Raw genomic sequence first — 18,453 nt, 5'->3', positions numbered from 1 at the left:
GCATTTAAAACGGCAGGATTTTGATTCTCATTCGTCCTTATCAGTACAGCCTCTTTGGCTGGGCACACGCTCGACCACCCTTGCAGAAGACTGTCCGATGGCCAAATCCGCGAAAAAATCGAAATCCAGGCTTTGGTTCCTGGTCCACAGCTGGCTCGCCCTGCCGATCTGGTTCTTTGTCCTGATCGTCTGTTTCACCGGCATGCTCGCCGTGGTCAGCCAGGAAATCGTCTGGCTGGCCAACCCGGACGTACGCGCCAACAAGCCCGATGGTGATGTCGAGCGCCTGAGCTTCCAGCAGGTGCTGGATGCGTTGCACAGGGCCGAGCCCGACATGGTGGTGGAGCGCCTGAGCCAACCCGACGGCTCGCACTTTGCCGTCAAGGCCGATGTCACCCTGCCTGACGGCACCAGCCCGACGTTGTACGTAAACCCCTACACCGGCGCGATCCAGGGCAAGACACCGGACTTCGACTTCGAGGCCTTCACCCGTGCCCTGCACGGCTGGTGGCTGGTGCCGTTCACCAATGGCTTCAGCTGGGGCTGGTACCTGGTGTCGCTGCTCGGGCTGCCCATGCTGGCGTCGCTGGTCACCGGCCTGGTGGTGTACAAGAAATTCTGGAAAGGCTTCTTCAAACCGCTGCGCACCGGCCATGGCTCGCGGATTTTCTGGGGCGACCTGCACCGCCTGGCCGGGGTCTGGTCGATCTGGTTCATTGCAGTCATCTCCATCACCGGCACCTGGTTTCTGATCCAGGCGATCCTGTTCGACAACCACATCACCATTTCCAGCCGCCCGGTGGTGCCGGTGATCGCCCGCGAGGACGTGCCGCAAACCGCGGATGGCAGCCCCGCACCGCGCATCGACCTGGATGAAGCCGCGCGTATTGCCGGCCTTGCGATCCCGGGCCTGGAGGTCAATTTCATCACCCTGCCAGCCACAGCCTACAGCCACGTCACCCTGGGCGGGCCGGGCTGGTACCCACTGATGTTCCAGAGCGCTTCGGTGAACCCCTATACGCGTCAGATCGACAGCCAGTTCCTGCTCAGCGACCGCTCGCCGCTGGAGGTCGTCACCGAATCCATGCGCCCATTGCATACCGGCGATTTCGGCGGCCTGCCGATCAAGCTGGTGTGGTTCTTCTTCGGCCTGGTCCTCACCCTGATGGTGTTCAGCGGTTTGCTGATCTGGACCAGACGCACCGCCCAGGCCACCGCCGCCGCGCTCAAGCGCAGCGAACGCATGCCGCACCCGGCACGCACCGACAGCACCGTGGAGGTCCGCCCATGAGCAAGGCACACGCGCTGCCCGGCAGCCCGCTGAAGCAGCTGTGGCTGAAGTGGCGCTTCCACCTGAATGTCCTGCTGATTCTCATCCCGCTGGGCTTCATGCCGAAGTACTTCGCCGACGCCAAGCTGTTCCGTGGCGAAGCTGGCCTTGGCGCCAATCTGATCAGTGACATCCAGGTCGGCCCCTACCGCCTCGACCTGGCCGAGCTGCGCGACGAGGCCCCCCGCGCCGATGGCCCGGCCGGGTACTTCAAGGTGTTCAACGCCTCGTTGTGCAAGGCCTGTGTCAAGGAGGTCAAGGCCGCCTACCTGCGCATCGGCAAACCGCGCAGCCTGCGCGCCGCCGGCACGATTTTCTTTGGCGCGCCCTACCACATGGGCACGTCGCTGCCCATCCCGCCCCGCACCCGCCAGGACGCGCAAATCTGGATCACCCTGGAAGGCTGGGACGGCAGCCTGCACCAGGCGTCAGTCCCGCTGGCCCAGGCATCGCCAGCCACCGTGGCCTGGCTCGAAAAACAAGGAGGCAAGAAATGAAACACCTGTTGCGCATCCTCGCCCTGCCTGTGCTGGTGCTGGGCGCTGGCCCTGCCCTGGCACACAACCCGATGTGCGAATGCGAAGGACTGGCCGGTGGCCAGGTCAAGTGCACCGGTGGCTTCTCGGACGGCAGCGGTGCCCCTGGGGTGACGCTGGATGTGATCGGCTACGACGAACAGGTGCTGGTCGGCGGCAAGCTCGGTGAGGACTCGACGCTGACCTTCAAGCGCCCGGACGGCGAATTCTACGTGCTGTTCGATGCTGGCCCCGGGCATGTGGTGGAAGTCGACCACGCCGATATCACCCAGCCATGAGCCGCTGCCAAGTGATCCGCCCGGCCGGTGCCGGGCACGAAACCCTGTACGTGCTGCTGGTCAGCCTGCTGGTCGTGGTGCTCGCCGCCAGCGTGGTGCTGGCGCGCGGCGAGCGTGAGGACGAACAGGCCATCGCCCGCCACCAGATCGATGCCCGTCGTGACCTCACCGCCGCCGAGCAAGGCCTGTACACCGACCTGCGGGTGGCCTTCGACGAAATCCGCCTGCTGCGTGAAGAAACCGCCGCCGTCCCCAGCGTGAGCGCCCTGGCCGCAGAAGGCCTGCCACCGTTCGTGGTCGACGCCGGCAGCCAGCGCCGCGGCAACCACCAGTGGTCATGGCTGCAAGCCGGTGCCTACCTGGGGCGCAGCCAGGCCCCGGAAGTGGCCGGCAGCCTGCTGTTGATCGTGCCGAGCGACGGCGCTGGCGAGGCGGATGTCTGGCTGCACCGCGACACCGCCGCTGCGCCCCCGGACGACCTCGGCCAGGCCGCATTGATTGCGGCCGGCTGGCGCCAGGTGGTCAGCCATTACGACGCCGGGGTCACCCGCGAACACCGTCACTGAACCCAAGGACTCCGCCCATGTTCCGCTCCGCCCTCGCCCTGCTCCTGGCCCTTGCCCTGCCGCTGCCGGCCCTGGCCGATAACGGCAAGCCGCTGCGCATCGGCATTACCCTGCACCCCTATTACAGCTATGTGCGCAACATCGTCGGCGACAAGGCCGAAGTGGTGCCGTTGATTCCGGCAGGTTTCAACCCCCACGCCTACGAGCCACGGGCGCAAGACATCAAGCGCATCGGCACGCTGGATGTGGTGGTGCTCAACGGTGTCGGCCATGACGATTTTGCCGAGCGCATGATCGCCGCCAGCGAGAGGCCCGCTATCCCCACCATCGAGGCCAACCAGAACGTGCCGTTACTGGCGGCCACCGGCATTGCCGCCCGTGGCGCCGGCAAGGTGGTCAACCCGCACACCTTCCTGTCGATCAGCACCAGCATCGCCCAGGTCAACAATATCGCTCGCGAGCTGGGCAAGCTCGACCCGGACAACGCCCGGCTGTACACGCAGAATGCCCGTGCCTACGCCAAGCGCTTGCGCACCCTGCGGGCCGAAGCCCTGGCCAACGTCACCGAAGCGCCCGGCGCCAGTTTCCGGGTGGCGACCATCCATGCCGCCTACGACTACCTGGTGCGTGACTTCGGCCTGGAGGTGACGGCCGTGGTCGAGCCAGCCCATGGCATCGAGCCCAGCCCGGCCCAGTTGAAGAAGACCATCGACCAGCTGAAGGCCCTGGATGTGCGGGTGATCTTCTCGGAAATGGACTTCCCGTCGGCCTATGTCGAAACCATCCAGCGTGAATCCGGCGTGCGCCTTTACCCGCTCACGCACATCTCCTATGGCGAATACACCCAGGACAAGTACGAAGTGGAAATGCAGCGCAACCTCGACACCGTCGTGCGCGCCATCCAGGAGAACCGCACATGACCGCCGCTGCCAACCTGCTGGCGGCCTGCGGGCCCCGCATTGAATTCGCCGGCATCGACCTGAGCCTGGGCGGCACCCGTATCCTCGACCAGGTCAGCTTCAGCGTGGCCGCCGGCAGCGTGCACGCCATCGTCGGCCCCAACGGCGCGGGCAAGAGCTCGTTGATCAAGACCCTGCTCGGGCAGATGCCGCACCAGGGCCAGTTGACCCTGCACTGGCCTGGTGAGCGCGAAGTGATCGGCTACGTACCGCAGGCGCTGGAATTCGACCGTGGCCTGCCAATGACCGTGGACGACTTCATGGCCGCCATGTGCCAGCGCCGCCCGGCGTTCCTCGGCCTGTCGCGCCGGGTGCAGCCGGCCATCGATGCGGCCCTGGCGCGGGTCGGTATGCTCGACAAGCGCAAGCGGCGCATGGGCGCGCTGTCGGGTGGCGAACGCCAGCGCGTGCTGCTGGCGCAGGGCCTGGTCCCGGCGCCGCAGTTGCTGGTGCTGGACGAGCCGATGTCGGCCCTTGATGAAGCCGGTATCCAGGTATTCGAACAGTTGCTGCGCAGCTGGCGCCAGGCCGGTACCACCGTGCTGTGGATCGAGCACGACCTGCAGGCCGTGCTGCGCCTGAGCGACCGCGTGACCGGCCTGAACCGCCAGGTGCTGTTCGATGCCCCGCCGGCCCAGGCCCTGACCCCGGAGCGCCTGCTGGGGCTGTTCTCCGTTCACCCGCGCAGCGAGGGGCGTGCCTGATGAGTGTTGAATCCTTGCGCCTGCTGGTCCAGGGCTGGGCCACGGCCGGCTACCTGCCCGAGGCGCTGGCCTACGGTTTCGTGGTCAACGCCTTGCTGGCAGGGCTGATGATCGGCCCGGTACTGGGCGGCCTGGGTACCCTGGTGGTGGTCAAGCGCTTCGCCTTCTTCTCCGAGGCGGTCGGCCATGCCGCGCTGACCGGCGTGGCCATCGGCATCCTGCTGGGTGAACCCTACACAGGCCCGTACGGCAGCCTGTTCGGCTACTGCCTGCTGTTCGGCATCCTGCTCAACTTCCTGCGCAACCGTACCGGGCTAGCGCCGGACACGCTGATCGGCGTGTTCCTCTCGGTGTCGTTGGCCCTGGGCGCCAGCCTGCTGCTGATGCTGGCGGGCAAGATCAATGTGCATATCCTGGAAAATGTCTTGTTCGGCTCGGTGCTGACCGTGAGCGGCCAGGACCTGCTGGTGCTGGGCATCGTCGCGCTGCTGGTGCTGGCCCTGGCCGTGCCCCTGTACAACCGCATCATGCTGGCCAGCTTCAACCCGCAACTGGCGGCGGTGCGCGGGGTGGCGGTGAAGACCCTGGACTACTTGTTCGTGGTGCTGGTGACCTTGGTCACGGTAGCGGCGGTCAAGGTGATCGGGGCGATCCTGGTCGGGGCGCTGCTGGTGATCCCGGCCGCCGCTGCGCGCCTGGTCAGCCAGTCGCTCAAGGGCTTTTTCTTCCTGTCGGTGCTGATCGCCACCTCGAGCACCCTGCTCGGCATCCTGCTGCCGATCGTATTCGACCTGCCAGTGCCGTCGGGTGCCGCGATCATCCTGGTTGCCGGCATCTGCTTTGCCCTGGCTGCGCTGGCCCGCGCCCTCGTCCCCCGCCTGCAAGGAAACCCGGCATGAACCTCAAACGCCTGACCCTGGCGCTGGCCCTGGCCAGCCTGCCATCGCTGTCTTTCGCCACCCAGGTGCTGACCAGCCTGCCAGTCACTCACAGCCTGGCCAGTGCCCTGCTCGACGGCACTGCGGTACAGCTCACCCGCGCGGCGCCGGCCAACCTGCCGGCCAGCCGTCAGCCCGCGTATTTCAGCGGACGTGGTGGCGCCAACCTGCATGAGGCCGCGCAGCAGGCCGATGCGGTGATCGGCGTGCGTTCGATCTGGCGTGATGACCCGCTGTACCCGATGGCCCGGCGCAGCAATATCCGTATTGTCGAAATCGACGCCGCACGGCCGCTAGACGGCGCGCTGCCAGGCATCGCCGTCAGCGGCGACGATGCCTATGGCGCTTACCCCTGGCTGAACCCGAGCAACCTTGGGCGCATGGCCGACGTAATGGCCAACGACCTGGGACGGCTGGCGCCGGAAGCCAAGACGACGATCCAGGCCAACCTGGCCAGGCTCAAACGCCAGTTGCTGGAACTTGCCGCCAGCAGCCAGACACGCCTGGCCAAGGTCGACAACCTGACCGTGGTGAGCCTGTCGGAGCGCCTGGGCTACCTGGCCAGCGGGCTGAACCTGGATGTGCTGGAACAGCCGCTGCCGGCCGCATGGGATACCGCCGCGCTGCAGGCGCTGGAGCAGAACCTGAAGACCCAGGAGGTGGCAGTGGTGCTGGACCACCGCCAGCCGCAGCCGGCGGTGGTCGAGGTGATCAGGGCCGCCGGGGCGAAGCTGGTGGTGGTGGAGAGTGACCCTGAAGATGCCTTAGCCGGACTGGAGGCCAGTGTCGACCAGGTGGTGGGCGCACTGAGCGGAGGCTGAAGTGGCCTGTGCCGGCCTGTTCGCGATTAGAACTGCGCACAGGCCGGCACAGGCGAGCCCCTGCTAACGCTTCATGCAGCGCTGATAGCGCTCATTCACCCGCCCGGCAAACCACGCCGTGGTCAGCTTGCGGGTGATCTTCGGGCTCTTCAGCTCGATCCCCGGCAACACCGCCCGTGGCAGCGGTTTGCCCGCCGCAGCATCGGCCAGGGCGAATACCCCGCGGTACAGGTCGCTGTCCTCGAATGCCAGGCGGTCGCCCTGCTCAAGCTGGCGGCGAATCTGTGGGTTGCGCAACCCGAGCCGGTTACCGAGCTTGCGCGCCGCTTGTTCGGTGGCCCCCGGCAGGATGGAGCCCGGTGCGACCAGGTCCCCGTCGAGCGCCAGTGTCACCCCGCTCGCCTTGCTCAGTGCTGCCTGGAAGGCCGCGTTGCGGCTGGCGTACCAGCCCGCATTGAAATCGGCAAAGCGGTACAGCTGGCGTTCGTAGTTCGCCGGGTAGCCCAGCAAGTGGGCGATGCCGAAATACATGCCGCCACGCCGGGTGAAGACCTCCTGGCGGATGGTGCCGGTGTAGCTGTAGGGGTAATCGCGCGCATGCTGTTCGGCAAAGTCGATGCTGACCTGCATCGGCCCGCCGGTATGCACCGGGTTCAACCCATCGAGCAAGGTCTTGCCCAGCGGCACACGGGCGATGACCTCGTCGTACAGTTCGCTCAACTGCTTCTCGCTGTGCACCGCCTGCAACCGCTGCTGGTAGCTCTTGCCATTGGCCGAAGGGGTCTTCAGCGCCCCATCGACCAGCAGCCTGGGAATATGCAGGCGTGCGGCACGGCGGTCGATTTCCTGGCGGGCAATGCGCCCCAGGTTGGGCACCTGCGGGTCGGCGTTGAAGGTCGACTCCTGCTCGGTCACGGCCAGCACCGCGCACAGGTTGCTCTGGCTCGGGGCAATGCGCTGGGTTTCGAATGCCTGCTGAATGTCCCTGGCCCAGCCCTCGCGGTCCCTGGCCTGGGCGGGCAACAACCGCAGCAGTTGCGCGCGGACCTTGGCCGGGTCTGCTTCGGGTGCTTGCTCACGGCGCCCGGCGCAACCTTGCAGCAGCGCCAGGGCGATCAGCCCGGCCGCCAGTATCCGGCCGTTCAGGGCTGTTCACCGACCAAGTAGGTCTTGCTGATGTGCCGGAACAGCGGGTGCCCGGCACTGCCCATCAGCTCGAACAACACCATCTCGCGGGTCACCACCTGCGCGCCGGCAGCACGCATGCGCGCCAGGCCCGCGGCCTTGCTCGCCGAGGTGCGGCTGTCGCAGGCATCCTCGACCACGAACACCTGCTTGCCCAGCGCCAGCAGGCCGAGCACGGTCTGCAGCACGCAGACGTGGGTTTCCATGCCGCAGACAATCACTTGTTCGCGCGCCATCAAGCTCGCTGGCAGGCACCCGGCGGCCACGCAGGAAAAATGGCTTTTCTCCACCACCTCGGCGGCGGGCGCCACGGCCAGCAGCTCGGCCAGGGTATGCCCCAGGCCCTTGGGATACTGTTCGGAAATCACCGTCGGCAGCTCCAGCTCGGCAGTTGCGGCCAGCAACCAGCGGGCCCGTGCGCGGGTGCCGGCAGGGTCGCTCATGGCGCCGATGAGCTTCTCCTGGATGTCGACGACCAGCAGCGTCGCCTTGTGTGGATCGATCAGCATTGCCTGCCCCTTGCCTGGAAAAAGGCCTAGCCTCCCCCAGGCAAGCGGTGACGTCAATCAGGCGGAAAGCCGAAGCGGTTCGAGCGATGCGACCAGCGCAGCGAGCACCTGGTCTTCCTGTTCGTGAATGAAGAAGTGCCCGCCCGGGAACATCTGCAGCGAGAATGGCCCATGGGTTTCCTGGCGCCAGGCCTGCAGTTGCTCGTCGCTGGCGCGATCGTCCACGCCACCCAGCACGTGCAGCGGGCACTGCAACGCCGCGCGCTGGCGGTAGGCGTAAGTGCCGCAGAGCAGGAAATCGGCGCGCAGGATGGGCAAGGTCAGGCTCATCAGCTCGGCGTTGGCCAGCACTTCCTCGGGCGTGCCCTGCAGTTCGCGCAATTCGCTGATCAGCTCGGCGTCGCCCTTGGGTTCGCGCCAATTGTTGCGCTCGTAGTCCTCGCGACGGGTCGGCGCAGCGGTTCCACACGCGAACAGGGCCAGCGGCGGCGGGCAACCCAGCGCTTGCAGCTCGTGGCTCAGCTCGAAGGCCAGCAGTGCGCCGAGGCTATGGCCAAGCAGCGCATAGGGGGCACTGGCCGCCAGGCGTTGCTCGGCAGCCAGTTGCCGAGCCAGGGCCTGCAGGTCGGTGTGCAGTGGCTCGGCCATACGCGCACCGCGCCCGGGCAGTTCGACCGGGCGCACCTGCAGCCACGTCGGCAGCTTGCGCCGCCAGCGGCTGTAGACCATGGCGCTGGCGCCGGAGTACGGCAGGCACAGCAGGTTCAGGGCGGTCACTGGGCAGCGGCTTCGGCCATTTTCTGGCGCAGGCTCAGCGGGCGCATGTCGGTCCAGACTTCATCGATGTAGGCCAGGCAGTCTTTCTTCAGGCCGCTCTTGCCAACGGCGCGCCAACCGTTGGGGATGGCCTTGTAGTCGGGCCAGATCGAGTACTGCTCTTCGTGGTTGACCACTACCTGGAACTGGATATCGTCGCGGTCGAAAACGGAAGTCATTGCCTGTCTCCTTGAATGATGAATGCCACTGCGCGCGTGGCGCAGGGGAGCCTTGTAGTAGACGTGGCACGCGGTGAAAAAATTAGCGACCTGGCACGTGTAGGAGCGGCCTTGCGTCGCGATCGGGCGCGCAGCGGCCGCTATATCTGCAACCAACAGTCTTGCTGGCAGGTCAGGATCGCCAGGAATGCGGCCGCTGCGCGCCCGATCGCGACGCAAGGCCGCTCCTACAAAGGCCGCGCTTGGCTGGCCTTCAGGTTTCCCGCAGCAAATCATGGCTATCGAGCAGACGGAAGGCAACCTGCGGGTTGCGCTCCAGCCCTCGGCGGATCGCCGCCGGAATCGACTGCCGGGTCTTGCGGCACAGCCCAGGCTGGTCATCCAGTTCGATGACGATGCCGCGCATGGTGCGCACTTCGTTGTAACCGGGGGCAATGTGCACGCGGATGCCGAGGTTTTCGTACATTCGTTGCTGCAGGCGTTGCAGGTCTTCCAGGTCCTTGAGGTTTTCCAGGCGTTCGAGCAGGCGCTTTTCCTCCTGACGGGTCAGCAGGAGGATGCGCTGGGCGGCCTGCGGGTGGTCGACCAGCTGTTCGCGGCCGCAATCGCAGGCGCCAGGAGGGCAAGGCTGGCGCAAAGGGGGTGTTGTGCTCATGCCAGCAAGCATAGCCCGTAGCAGGCTCTGCAGGTTGTCACAGCTGCATCAACCGCTCGCGCAGGAAAGCCACAAAGCCTTGCACCGGACGCGCCACCTGCCGGTGCTGTGGGTAGACCGCCGACAGCTGCAACGCCGGCGGGCGCCATTCATCCAGCACAGTCACCAGCCGCCCATCGGCCAACGCCTGGCCAACGATAAAGGTTGGCAGGTAAGTCACACCCATCCCGGCGATCGCCGCATCCCTGAGCAACTCGCCATTGTTCGCCCGCATGCGCCCGGTCACCTGCAGCGCCTGGGCCTTGCCACCCTGGTGGAACTGCCATTGCACCTGCCGCGCATGCCCGTAAGGCAGGCAGTCGTGCCCGGCCAGCTCGCCCGGGCGGCTCGGTACGCCCCGCGCTTGCAGGTACGCCGGGCTTGCGCAGTAAACCCGCTCGACGTTCGCAATACGCCGCGCAATCAGGCTGGAGTCCTCCAGCACGCCAATCCGCAGCGCCAGGTCATAGCCCTCGCCGATCAGGTCTACGGCGCGGTCGCTCAAGTCCACCTCCACACCGACCTGCGGGTGCAGTTGCAGGAACTCGGTCAGCAGGCAGCCCAGGTGGGCCATGGCAAACGACAGCGGCGCGCTCAGTCGCAAGGTGCCACGCAACGCCTGGGCCTGGCCGCTGATGTCGTGCTCCACCTGCTGCACCTCGCCCAGCAGGCGCAGTGCCGACTGGTAGTAGTGCTGGCCCAGCGGGGTGGCATCCAGGCGCCGCGTGGAGCGGTTGAGCAGGCGCACACCCAGGCGCTCTTCAAGCTGCATCAGGCGCCGGCTGATCGATTGCTTGGACATGCCCAGGCGCTCGGCAGCGGCAGTGAAACTGCCGGCTTCCATCACTTGGGCAAAGATGCGCATGTCTTCGTAAGGGTTCATTGTCTCGCTCTTGGTGACAGTCAAACGCTTTATAGCGGCTTTTTCCCATCAGTGCATCTGCCTAATCTACGCACAGGTCGCAACGATGGCCCGCCAGGCCAGGCAAGACGCCCATTACCAACACTTGCATAGAAAAGGATTCGCTCATGAACATTGTCCACAAAACCCTCGCCGCTTCCCTGCTCGCGCTGTCCGTTTCCAGCGCTTTCGCTGCCGGCAGCCCGGGTGTCGAAAGCCACACCCAGGCGTTCCTCGACGCGTTGCAACAAGGTGGCGGCAAGCCATTGGAACAGCTCAGCCCGAACGACGCCCGTGCCGTGCTGACCGGCGCCCAGGCTTCGGTCAAGGTCGACCTCTCCGGCATCGAGGTGAAGCAACGCACCATCCAGGCCGATGGGCAGTCGATCACGCTGCAAGTGGTACGCCCGGCCAATGTGCAGGGTGAGCTGCCGGTGTTCATGTTCTTCCACGGCGGCGGCTGGGTGCTCGGCGACTTCCCGACCCACCAGCGGCTGATCCGCGACCTGGTGGTCGGCTCCGGTGCAGTGGCCGTGTATGTCGACTACACCCCGTCGCCGGAAGCGCATTATCCGACGGCGATCAACCAGGCCTACGCCGCAACCCGCTGGGTGGCCGAGCATGGCAAGGAAATCGGCGTGGACGGCAAGCGCCTGGCCGTGGCCGGTAACAGCGTCGGCGGCAACATGGCGGCGGTGGTTGCGCTCAAGGCCAAAGAAGCCGGTACCCCGGCGCTGCGCTTCCAGCTGCTGCTGTGGCCGGTCACCGATGCCAGCTTCGAGACTGCTTCCTACAAGCAGTTTGCCGAGGGGCACTTCCTGACCACCGGGATGATGAAATGGTTCTGGGACAACTACACCAGCGATGCCAAGGCACGGGAACAGATCTACGCCTCGCCGCTGCGCGCCAGCAGCGAACAGCTGAAAGGCTTGCCGCCGGCGCTGGTGCAGACGGCCGAGTTCGACGTGCTGCGCGATGAAGGTGAGGCGTATGCCCGCAAGTTGAATGCCGCTGGCGTGACGGTGACCTCGGTGCGCTACAACGGGATGATTCATGACTATGGCTTGCTCAACCCGCTGAGCCAGGTGCCGGCGGTGAAGGCGGCAATGCGTCAGGCGGGCACCGAACTTAAAGTGCACCTGCAGTAAATCGATGTCTTAGACCCGCCCAGGCGGGTCTTTTGCTGCTATGGCGGAAATGGCCCGCAGGCTTAGATGAATCTGCCATCGGTGCGGCTATCTATGGCACCGTCTGGCCCAATGTAGATATCAATACTTGGCCACTTGGGCTTTGCCCGAATGCAGTGCCATCCTCCCTGGTTGTTCCAATCGAGTTGCATGAAGAATTGGCCGTTCGGGAAGATATGCCCTGCGCCTCCTGTGGCTTCCCCCGGATAGATCTCACTTTTTGATATATCGTGCTGGACATTCAAGATTTAGCCGAGACGCCCCTGGCCTTTGTCAGAAAAATGAAAACTTACCTGAGGTGTGGCGACATACCAAAAAATGATAGGCGTGAGCATTATCACCACTACCCAGCGCCAGATGTACCGTTTCGGCTTATTTGCACGCGTGAACACGTATACCATCTCCCATGAATATGGGTGGTTGAACCCGTTGAGCGAGGTGCCGGCGATGAAGGCGGCGATGCGACAGGCGGGCAGTAAACTTAAAGTGCATCTGCAGTGAGACGATTAGCAAAGGCCCCGTCCAGGCGGGTCTTTTGCTGCTATTGCGGAAACGTCCCGCAGGATTCGATGAATCTGCCATCGGTGCGGCTATCTATGGCACCGTCCGGCCCGATGTAGATATGGATCCTGGGCCACCTGGGCTTGGCCCGAATGCAGTGCCATTTACCTTGGTTGTTCCAATCGAATTGCATGAAGAATTGGGCGTTGGGGAAGATATGCCCGGCGCCGCCGGTGGTTTCACCTGGGTAGATCTCGCCTTTTGCAATGTTATCTTGGACGTTCAAGATATAGCCAAGACGTCCCTGCCCCTTGTCAGAGAAATGAAAACTCACGCGCGGTATGGCAACATACCAAAAGACGATTGGGCTGAACATAATCGCGACCACCCAGCGCCAGAAATGCCGTTTCGGTTTATTTGCAGAGGTGGTCACGTACGCTACCTCCCCAGCTTGACAATGACACTGCTAGTACCTCATCCATAAGCACCTTTGCCGTAATCCCACCGTCTGGTTGCTGCTTGTGCAGTTTGATACCAATACTGATTGAGACACGATCGCCTATATCATCCCAAGCACGCATCCCGTCGATGTCTGCGTAGCGACGAGGCCCATCTTGTTCATCCCAATCATCTATCTTCCGAATGGTATCTGATGCAATCTGCTCAAGCCCGGCACCGTCCAGAAGAGCGCTTTCAGACAGACCACCAGCCCGCCCTACATAGCCGTAGTGGATGTTCGACCAGATATCGTAGAAGTAGTCAACTTCACCTCGTTTGTGCCAAACCCCACTGAATTGTTGCCTGATGGACTTTTTATGATCCCATGGCCTGTCCTGACCCACCCGCTCCGTCCAAAGCGCTATCGCGGCAGCAGTGTTAGCAACCATCATTGATTGAAAGTCAGGCGGTAAAAGACGTGCATACCAAGGAAGCTTTAGAAATTTTGCACGTTCCTCTGTCGCGTCAAAGCTGGTCAGCTTCTTCATTTTCAGTACGGATGGGTGTGTGATGTTGCGGTTCATTTCCCCCGCGATATAGCTCGCTACCGGCTCCATCATGTCAGGGTGGTTGCAAGTGCCAGGCAGCAGTTTGCTTTCTGCAAGCGCAAGCTTGATGGGAGAGATGGAGCCACCTTGAGCTGATACTGACGCCTGACTCGCCTGCTGGTCGTCGCGGACCTTGTCGTTTCGCCAAGTCCTCCCGTGGCCATGACACGGTTGCTTCCCGCCGGGCACGCGCAGGCTACCAAAGCCCCATCAACTACCGCCGGGCGCCCTTGGATGATGAAGTGTGATACGCCCTCCACGAGCGTTCCGACCTCACCACAAACAGGGCATGGAGTAGTCTTGTCATCCAGCCTCAAGGCCTCACGCCCCTGCACCTTGAATCCGGCGTTACTGGCCAGGCATACGGCCCCTGTAGTGGTACGGTCTCCATTCAAGGCCTGGGGTCGATCGTGAATCTTGAAAGGTGCCATCCGTAGATTCCTCAAGCGAAACCGGGAGGCTAGCACCCACCAAGACCAAGAAAATCGCGCCCGAACGGTACAGGAACAGTCCTACAGGACACGTTGCATTGTCCTACGCGTCACTTCCCCGATAGTCAGCCTAGAAGGGACAGTGATTCACGAGCGTGCTTATTTTTTAACAACCAAGCTGACAGTTAAGCTTCTCCCATCAGCAGCCTGATGCCTTAGCGGATCAGGCTTATCAAGGAGAACCACCATGCTTACCGTACGCAACGCCAAAGACCGCGGCCTGGCCTTCCACGGCTGGCTGAAATCGTTCCACACCTTCTCCTTCGGCCATTACCGCAACCCGGACGAGCAAGGTTTCTCCGACCTGCTGGTGATCAACGACGACCGCGTCATCGCCGGCAAGGGCTTTGGCCAGCACCCGCACCGTGACATGGAGATTTTCTCCTATGTGCTGGAAGGCGCACTGGAGCACAAGGACACGCTGGGCACCGGATCGGTCATCCGCCCGGGCGATGTGCAACTGATGAGCGCTGGCCATGGCGTGGCGCACAGCGAGTTCAACCACAGCCAGGCGCAGCCGGTGCACTTTCTGCAGATCTGGATCGTGCCGAACGTGCAAGGCGCCACGCCGCGTTACCAGCAACAGCATTTCAGTGCCGAGGAGAAGCGCGGCAAGCTGCGTTTGATCATCTCGCCGGATGGCGCCGAGGGGTCATTGCAGGTACGGCAGAATGCGCGGGTGTATGCCGGTCTGTTCGACGGTGACGAGCGTGCCACGCTGACCTTGGCGGAGAATCGCCATGCCTACGTGCATGTGGCCCGGGGCAGCATCGAGCTCAATGGGCAAGTGCTGAATGAAGGGGATGGGGTGCGGGTGAGGCAGGAACAGGTGCTGGAACTGGGCAATGGAGTGGATGCCGAGGTGCTGGTGTTCGACCTGCGACCGCATGAATTGCCTGGCATGCCATAAGGCAGGACCGGCTATTTCGCGGGTAAACCCGCTCCCACAGGTACGCCACATACGTTGAAATCTGTGGCGTACCTGTGGGAGCGGGTTTACCCGCGAAGAGGCCGCAAATCCAGCTCAGGACTCGACCCCTTCGACGATGATCACTTCGGCTTTTGCCACCCCCTGGCGATGGCTGCACGCCTCCTGGTACAGCGCGGACCGGTAACACGCCAACGCCTGCTCGTACGAATCGAACTCGATCACCACGCTACGCTGAGGGGTAGGCCGCCCTTCCAGCGCCTCACTGCGCCCGCCACGGGCCAGAAAGCGGCCGCCGAACGCCTGGAAGGCAGCCGGCGCGCGTTGGGTGTACTGCTGGTATTGCTCGGGGTCGGTCACGTCCACGTGGGCGATCCAGTAGGCCTTCATGCGCTGCTCTCCTGTTACGGCGATATTTATGTATGATGGTATACCATAATAATCACCCTATTACCGCGAGCGTGCAACATGGCTTTCAACACCATCGAGGAACTTCTCGAGGACTACCGGCAGGGCAAGATGGTCCTGCTGGTGGATGACGAGGACCGGGAAAACGAAGGCGACCTGCTGATCGCCGCCGAGCGTTGCGACGCCCAGGCCATCAACTTCATGGCCCGCGAAGCGCGTGGCCTGATCTGCCTGACCCTGACCGAAGAACACTGCCAGCGCCTGGGCCTGGAACAGATGGTACCGGCCAACGGCAGTGTGTTCAGCACCGCTTTCACCGTGTCGATCGAAGCGGCCAGCGGCGTGACCACCGGCATTTCCGCCGCTGATCGGGCGCGCACCGTGGCCGCCGCCATGGCCCCCGGCGCCCGCCCCGAGGACCTGGTGCAACCGGGGCACATCTTCCCCCTGCGCGCCCGCGAAGGCGGCGTGCTGACCCGCGCCGGCCACACCGAAGCCGGCTGCGACCTGGCGCGCCTGGCCGGTTTCACCCCGGCTTCGGTGATCGTCGAAGTGCTCAACGACGACGGCACCATGGCCCGCCGCCCCGACCTGGAGGTATTCGCCGCCCGGCATGGGATCAAGATCGGCACCATCGCCGACCTGATCCACTACCGCCTGAGTACCGAACAGACCATCAAGCGTATCGGCGAACGCGAACTGCCGACCGTGCATGGCAGCTTCCGCCTGGTCACCTATGAGGACCGCATCGAAGGGGGGGTGCACATGGCCATGGTCATGGGCAACATCCGCCGCGAACAGCCGACCCTGGTGCGGGTGCATGTGATCGACCCGCTGCGCGACCTGGTCGGTGCCGAATACGCCGGGCCGCCCAACTGGACGCTGTGGGCGGCGCTGCAGAAGGTGGCCGAAGAAGGTGCGGGTGTGGTGGTGATCCTGGCCAACCATGAGTCCTCCCAGGCCTTGCTCGAACGCGTACCGCAGCTCACCCACCCGGTGCGGCCTTACCAGCGAGGGCAATCGAAGGTGTACTCCGAGGTCGGCACCGGGGCGCAGATTCTGCAGGACCTCGGTGTCGGCAAGTTGCGTCACCTCGGCCCTCCACTGAAATATGCCGGTCTGGCTGGGTACGAGCTGGAGGTGGTGCAGAGCATCCCCTTCGAGCCTGGCCTGGTGGGTTGATACGGAGCCGTGTAGGAACGGCCTTGTGTCGCGAAAGGGCTGCGAAGCAGCCCCAGGGTTTCAGCGCAGATGCACAAATGGCTGGGGCTGCTGTGCAGCCCTTTCGCGACACAAGGCCGCTCCTACACGGGTTCGCGTCAGCCTGGAGCGGACGGAGTGATGGCCGGTAGCCTCATAACGCTTGCCAAAAGTTTGGAATACCATAATATGATATCCCGTAGACCTTAAATCTGTCGGCCGGCTCCTACAATTACAAACGGCCTTCAGACACCTTGTTTTAGCGGCTCCCCGAACACGATTGGCGGGCGCACCACAAGCCCCGCCTCGAATAACAAAAGCAACGAGGGCGTAACCATGCTGTTGAGCAAACGTGTAACCGCAGTGCTGTCCGCCAGCCTGCTGACCCTGGCCTGCCAGGCCACCCAGGCTGCCGACAGCCTGAACTTCGTCAGCTGGGGCGGTACCACCCAGGACGCCCAGAAAGAAGCGTGGGCCGTACCCTTCAGCAAGGCCAGCGGCATCAAGGTGGTCCAGGACGGCCCCACCGACTACGGCAAGCTCAAGGCCATGGTCGAAAGCGGCAACGTGCAGTGGGACGTGGTCGATGTCGAAGCCGACTTCGCCCTGCGCGCTGCCAGCGAGGGCCTGCTCGAACCCCTCGATTTCAACCAGATCAAACGCGACAAGATCGACCCCCGCTTCGTCTCCGACCACGGCGTCGGTTCGTTCTTCTTCTCCTTCGTGCTCGGCTACAACGAAGGCAAGCTCGGCGCCAACAAACCGCTGGACTGGACGGCGTTGTTCGATACCAAGACCTACCCCGGCAAACGCGCCCTGTACAAATGGCCCAGCCCTGGCGTGCTGGAACTGGCCCTGTTGGCCGATGGCGTAGCACCCGACAAGCTCTACCCGCTGGACCTGGACCGCGCCTTCAAGAAACTCGACACCATCAAGCAGGACATCGTCTGGTGGGGCGGTGGCGCCCAGTCGCAGCAGCTGCTGGCCTCGGGTGAAGCTGCGCTCGGCCAGTTCTGGAATGGCCGTGTCTATGCCCTGCAGCAGGACGGTGCGCCGGTGGGCGTGAGCTGGAAGCAGAACCTGGTCATGGCCGACTTTCTCGTAGTGCCCAAGGGCGCCAAGAACAAGGACGCAGCCATGAAGTTCCTGGCCAACGCCAGCAGCGCCGAAGGCCAGGCCGAGTTCGCCAACAAGACTGCCTACGCGCCGGTGAACGTCGATAGCGTGGCCAAGCTGGACAAGGACCTTGCACAAAACCTGCCTACCGCCTACGCCCAGGACCAGGTCACCCTCGACTTCGCCTACTGGGCCAAGAACGGCCAGGCCATCGCAGCCCGCTGGAATGAGTGGTTGGTCAAATGAAAGTCGCCATCAACGCCCTGCATAGCGCGCAAGGTGCCCCCACGGGCACTGGCGCACCGGGCGCGGCCGCGCGCCGCGTCAGCCTGAGCCAGCGCTGGAAAGGCAGCCGCAACTTGCTGCCGGCCCTATTGTTCCTGGGCCTGTTCTTCTTCGCCCCGCTGGCCGGCCTGTTGCTGCGCGGGGTGCTGGAACCAACGCCGGGGCTGGGCAATTACGAGCAATTGTTCGCCAACTCGGCCTATGCGCGGGTGCTGTTCAACACCTTCTCGGTGGCCGGCGTGGTCACCCTGATCAGCGTGCTGCTGGGTTTCCCGCTGGCCTGGGCGATCACCCTGGTGCCCAAGGGCTGGGGCCGCTGGCTGCTGAACATCGTGCTGCTGTCGATGTGGACCAGCCTGCTGGCGCGCACCTACTCGTGGCTGGTGCTGCTGCAGAGTTCGGGGGTGATCAACAAGGCGTTGATGGCCATGGGTATCATCGATGCGCCGCTGGAAATGGTGCATAACCTGACCGGCGTGGTGATCGGCATGAGCTACATCATGATCCCGTTCATCGTGCTGCCGCTGCAGGCCACCATGCACGCCATCGACCCGATGGTGCTGCAGGCCGGCTCGATCTGCGGCGCCAGCCCGTGGACCAACTTCTGGAAGGTGTTCCTGCCGCTGTGCCGCTCGGGGCTGTTCTCCGGGGCGCTGATGGTGTTCGTGATGTCGCTCGGTTACTACGTCACCCCCGCCCTGCTGGGCGGTGCGCAGAACATGATGCTGCCCGAATTCATCATCCAGCAGGTGCAGTCCTTCCTCAACTGGGGCCTGGCCAGCGCCGCCGCCGCACTGCTGGTGGTCATCACCCTGGTGCTCTTCTACCTGTACCTGAAGCTGCAGCCGGAATCCCCGGTTGGCAACGCGAGGTAA

24 protein-coding genes are annotated in these 18,453 nt (G+C 63.9%); 14 read left to right on the top strand and 10 right to left on the bottom strand.

What is annotated here, in order from left to right; translation table 11 throughout:
- Positions 1–97 precede the first annotated feature (97 nt).
- From ACJA3S_RS10285 to ACJA3S_RS10250, 8 genes are read left to right on the top strand one after another with little or no spacing between them, the layout of a single operon-like run.
- A complete protein-coding gene (locus ACJA3S_RS10285) occupies positions 98–1,291 on the top strand; it encodes a PepSY-associated TM helix domain-containing protein (protein ID WP_406821733.1) in 1,194 nt (397 codons plus the stop codon).
- Positions 1,288–1,827, top strand: coding sequence for a thiamine pyrophosphate-binding protein (locus tag ACJA3S_RS10280; RefSeq protein ID WP_406821732.1), 540 nt, complete (start codon positions 1,288–1,290; stop codon positions 1,825–1,827). Before ACJA3S_RS10285 ends, ACJA3S_RS10280 begins: the two co-directional genes overlap by 4 nt.
- Complete coding sequence (locus tag ACJA3S_RS10275) at positions 1,824–2,144, top strand: hypothetical protein (protein WP_406821731.1); 321 nt, start codon at positions 1,824–1,826, stop codon at positions 2,142–2,144. Before ACJA3S_RS10280 ends, ACJA3S_RS10275 begins: the two co-directional genes overlap by 4 nt.
- Positions 2,141–2,710 carry a DUF6162 family protein gene (locus ACJA3S_RS10270; protein WP_406821730.1) on the top strand — a complete coding sequence of 190 codons (570 nt, stop codon included), beginning with the start codon at positions 2,141–2,143 and terminating at the stop codon, positions 2,708–2,710. The genes ACJA3S_RS10275 and ACJA3S_RS10270 overlap by 4 nt, the downstream gene beginning before the upstream one ends.
- 17 nt (positions 2,711–2,727) lie before the next feature.
- Entirely contained in the window at positions 2,728–3,630 is a 903-nt protein-coding gene (locus ACJA3S_RS10265; RefSeq protein WP_406821729.1) for a metal ABC transporter substrate-binding protein, read from the top strand.
- A complete protein-coding gene (locus tag ACJA3S_RS10260) occupies positions 3,627–4,373 on the top strand; it encodes a metal ABC transporter ATP-binding protein (RefSeq protein ID WP_406821728.1) in 747 nt (248 codons plus the stop codon). Before ACJA3S_RS10265 ends, ACJA3S_RS10260 begins: the two co-directional genes overlap by 4 nt.
- Positions 4,373–5,272 (top strand): metal ABC transporter permease, encoded by a 900-nt coding sequence (locus ACJA3S_RS10255; RefSeq protein WP_406821727.1) that lies wholly within the window; start codon positions 4,373–4,375, stop codon positions 5,270–5,272. The genes ACJA3S_RS10260 and ACJA3S_RS10255 overlap by 1 nt, the downstream gene beginning before the upstream one ends.
- Entirely contained in the window at positions 5,269–6,132 is an 864-nt protein-coding gene (locus tag ACJA3S_RS10250) for a metal ABC transporter solute-binding protein, Zn/Mn family (RefSeq protein ID WP_406821726.1), read from the top strand. Before ACJA3S_RS10255 ends, ACJA3S_RS10250 begins: the two co-directional genes overlap by 4 nt.
- Positions 6,133–6,195: 63 nt before the next feature.
- Here the strand turns inward: ACJA3S_RS10250 and ACJA3S_RS10245 are convergent, their stop codons facing one another.
- From ACJA3S_RS10245 to ACJA3S_RS10220, 6 genes are all read right to left on the bottom strand, one after another.
- Positions 6,196–7,278 carry a DUF1615 domain-containing protein gene (locus tag ACJA3S_RS10245; RefSeq protein ID WP_406822233.1) on the bottom strand — a complete coding sequence of 361 codons (1,083 nt, stop codon included), beginning with the start codon at positions 7,276–7,278 and terminating at the stop codon, positions 6,196–6,198.
- Entirely contained in the window at positions 7,275–7,826 is a 552-nt protein-coding gene (locus tag ACJA3S_RS10240; RefSeq protein ID WP_406821725.1) for a hydrolase, read from the bottom strand. Before ACJA3S_RS10240 ends, ACJA3S_RS10245 begins: the two co-directional genes overlap by 4 nt.
- Positions 7,827–7,883: 57 nt before the next feature.
- Entirely contained in the window at positions 7,884–8,603 is a 720-nt protein-coding gene (locus tag ACJA3S_RS10235; protein ID WP_406821724.1) for a thioesterase II family protein, read from the bottom strand.
- Positions 8,600–8,821: an MbtH family protein gene (locus ACJA3S_RS10230; RefSeq protein WP_003256222.1), complete on the bottom strand. Its 222-nt coding sequence runs from the start codon at positions 8,819–8,821 to the stop codon at positions 8,600–8,602. Before ACJA3S_RS10230 ends, ACJA3S_RS10235 begins: the two co-directional genes overlap by 4 nt.
- 253 nt (positions 8,822–9,074) lie before the next feature.
- Positions 9,075–9,476: a hypothetical protein gene (locus ACJA3S_RS10225; RefSeq protein ID WP_406821723.1), complete on the bottom strand. Its 402-nt coding sequence runs from the start codon at positions 9,474–9,476 to the stop codon at positions 9,075–9,077.
- A gap of 37 nt (positions 9,477–9,513) precedes the next feature.
- Positions 9,514–10,398 carry a LysR family transcriptional regulator gene (locus ACJA3S_RS10220; RefSeq protein WP_406821722.1) on the bottom strand — a complete coding sequence of 295 codons (885 nt, stop codon included), beginning with the start codon at positions 10,396–10,398 and terminating at the stop codon, positions 9,514–9,516.
- A 146-nt stretch (positions 10,399–10,544) separates the two neighbouring features.
- Between ACJA3S_RS10220 and ACJA3S_RS10215 the strand changes: the two genes are divergently transcribed.
- Positions 10,545–11,564, top strand: a complete 1,020-nt coding sequence (locus ACJA3S_RS10215) for an alpha/beta hydrolase (RefSeq protein ID WP_406821721.1) — start codon at positions 10,545–10,547, stop codon at positions 11,562–11,564.
- A gap of 366 nt (positions 11,565–11,930) precedes the next feature.
- Complete coding sequence (locus ACJA3S_RS10210) at positions 11,931–12,104, top strand: hypothetical protein (protein WP_406822315.1); 174 nt, start codon at positions 11,931–11,933, stop codon at positions 12,102–12,104.
- A 40-nt stretch (positions 12,105–12,144) separates the two neighbouring features.
- Here the strand turns inward: ACJA3S_RS10210 and ACJA3S_RS10205 are convergent, their stop codons facing one another.
- The 3 genes from ACJA3S_RS10205 to ACJA3S_RS10195 are packed head-to-tail and all read right to left on the bottom strand — an operon-like array spanning position 12,145 to position 13,581.
- Complete coding sequence (locus tag ACJA3S_RS10205; RefSeq protein ID WP_406821720.1) at positions 12,145–12,537, bottom strand: hypothetical protein; 393 nt, start codon at positions 12,535–12,537, stop codon at positions 12,145–12,147.
- On the bottom strand, positions 12,518–13,126 hold the full coding sequence (locus ACJA3S_RS10200) for a polymorphic toxin type 44 domain-containing protein (RefSeq protein WP_406821719.1): 609 nt from the start codon (positions 13,124–13,126) through the stop codon (positions 12,518–12,520). The genes ACJA3S_RS10205 and ACJA3S_RS10200 overlap by 20 nt, the downstream gene beginning before the upstream one ends.
- A gap of 32 nt (positions 13,127–13,158) precedes the next feature.
- Complete coding sequence (locus ACJA3S_RS10195; protein ID WP_406821718.1) at positions 13,159–13,581, bottom strand: PAAR domain-containing protein; 423 nt, start codon at positions 13,579–13,581, stop codon at positions 13,159–13,161.
- Between the two features lie 247 nt (positions 13,582–13,828).
- Between ACJA3S_RS10195 and ACJA3S_RS10190 the strand changes: the two genes are divergently transcribed.
- Positions 13,829–14,551: a pirin family protein gene (locus ACJA3S_RS10190; RefSeq protein WP_406821717.1), complete on the top strand. Its 723-nt coding sequence runs from the start codon at positions 13,829–13,831 to the stop codon at positions 14,549–14,551.
- Between the two features lie 114 nt (positions 14,552–14,665).
- Here the strand turns inward: ACJA3S_RS10190 and ACJA3S_RS10185 are convergent, their stop codons facing one another.
- Positions 14,666–14,959: a DUF1330 domain-containing protein gene (locus ACJA3S_RS10185; protein WP_225777299.1), complete on the bottom strand. Its 294-nt coding sequence runs from the start codon at positions 14,957–14,959 to the stop codon at positions 14,666–14,668.
- A gap of 78 nt (positions 14,960–15,037) precedes the next feature.
- Between ACJA3S_RS10185 and ribBA the strand changes: the two genes are divergently transcribed.
- The 3 genes from ribBA to ACJA3S_RS10170 all read left to right on the top strand — a co-directional run bounded on the left by ribBA (position 15,038) and on the right by ACJA3S_RS10170 (position 18,453).
- The gene (gene ribBA, locus ACJA3S_RS10180; RefSeq protein WP_406821716.1) at positions 15,038–16,159 is read left to right on the top strand and encodes a bifunctional 3,4-dihydroxy-2-butanone-4-phosphate synthase/GTP cyclohydrolase II; all 1,122 of its coding nucleotides are present in this window, start codon (positions 15,038–15,040) and stop codon (positions 16,157–16,159) included.
- A 354-nt stretch (positions 16,160–16,513) separates the two neighbouring features.
- Positions 16,514–17,539 carry an ABC transporter substrate-binding protein gene (locus ACJA3S_RS10175; RefSeq protein ID WP_406821715.1) on the top strand — a complete coding sequence of 342 codons (1,026 nt, stop codon included), beginning with the start codon at positions 16,514–16,516 and terminating at the stop codon, positions 17,537–17,539.
- Positions 17,536–18,453 (top strand): ABC transporter permease, encoded by a 918-nt coding sequence (locus ACJA3S_RS10170; protein ID WP_406821714.1) that lies wholly within the window; start codon positions 17,536–17,538, stop codon positions 18,451–18,453. Before ACJA3S_RS10175 ends, ACJA3S_RS10170 begins: the two co-directional genes overlap by 4 nt.

This window comes from Pseudomonas sp. KnCO4, from assembly GCF_045344305.1.
GTDB classification, from domain to species: domain Bacteria; phylum Pseudomonadota; class Gammaproteobacteria; order Pseudomonadales; family Pseudomonadaceae; genus Aquipseudomonas; species Aquipseudomonas anuradhapurensis.
Note: the sequence above shows the minus strand (reverse complement) of the source record. Positions and strands in the feature narration are given on the sequence as shown.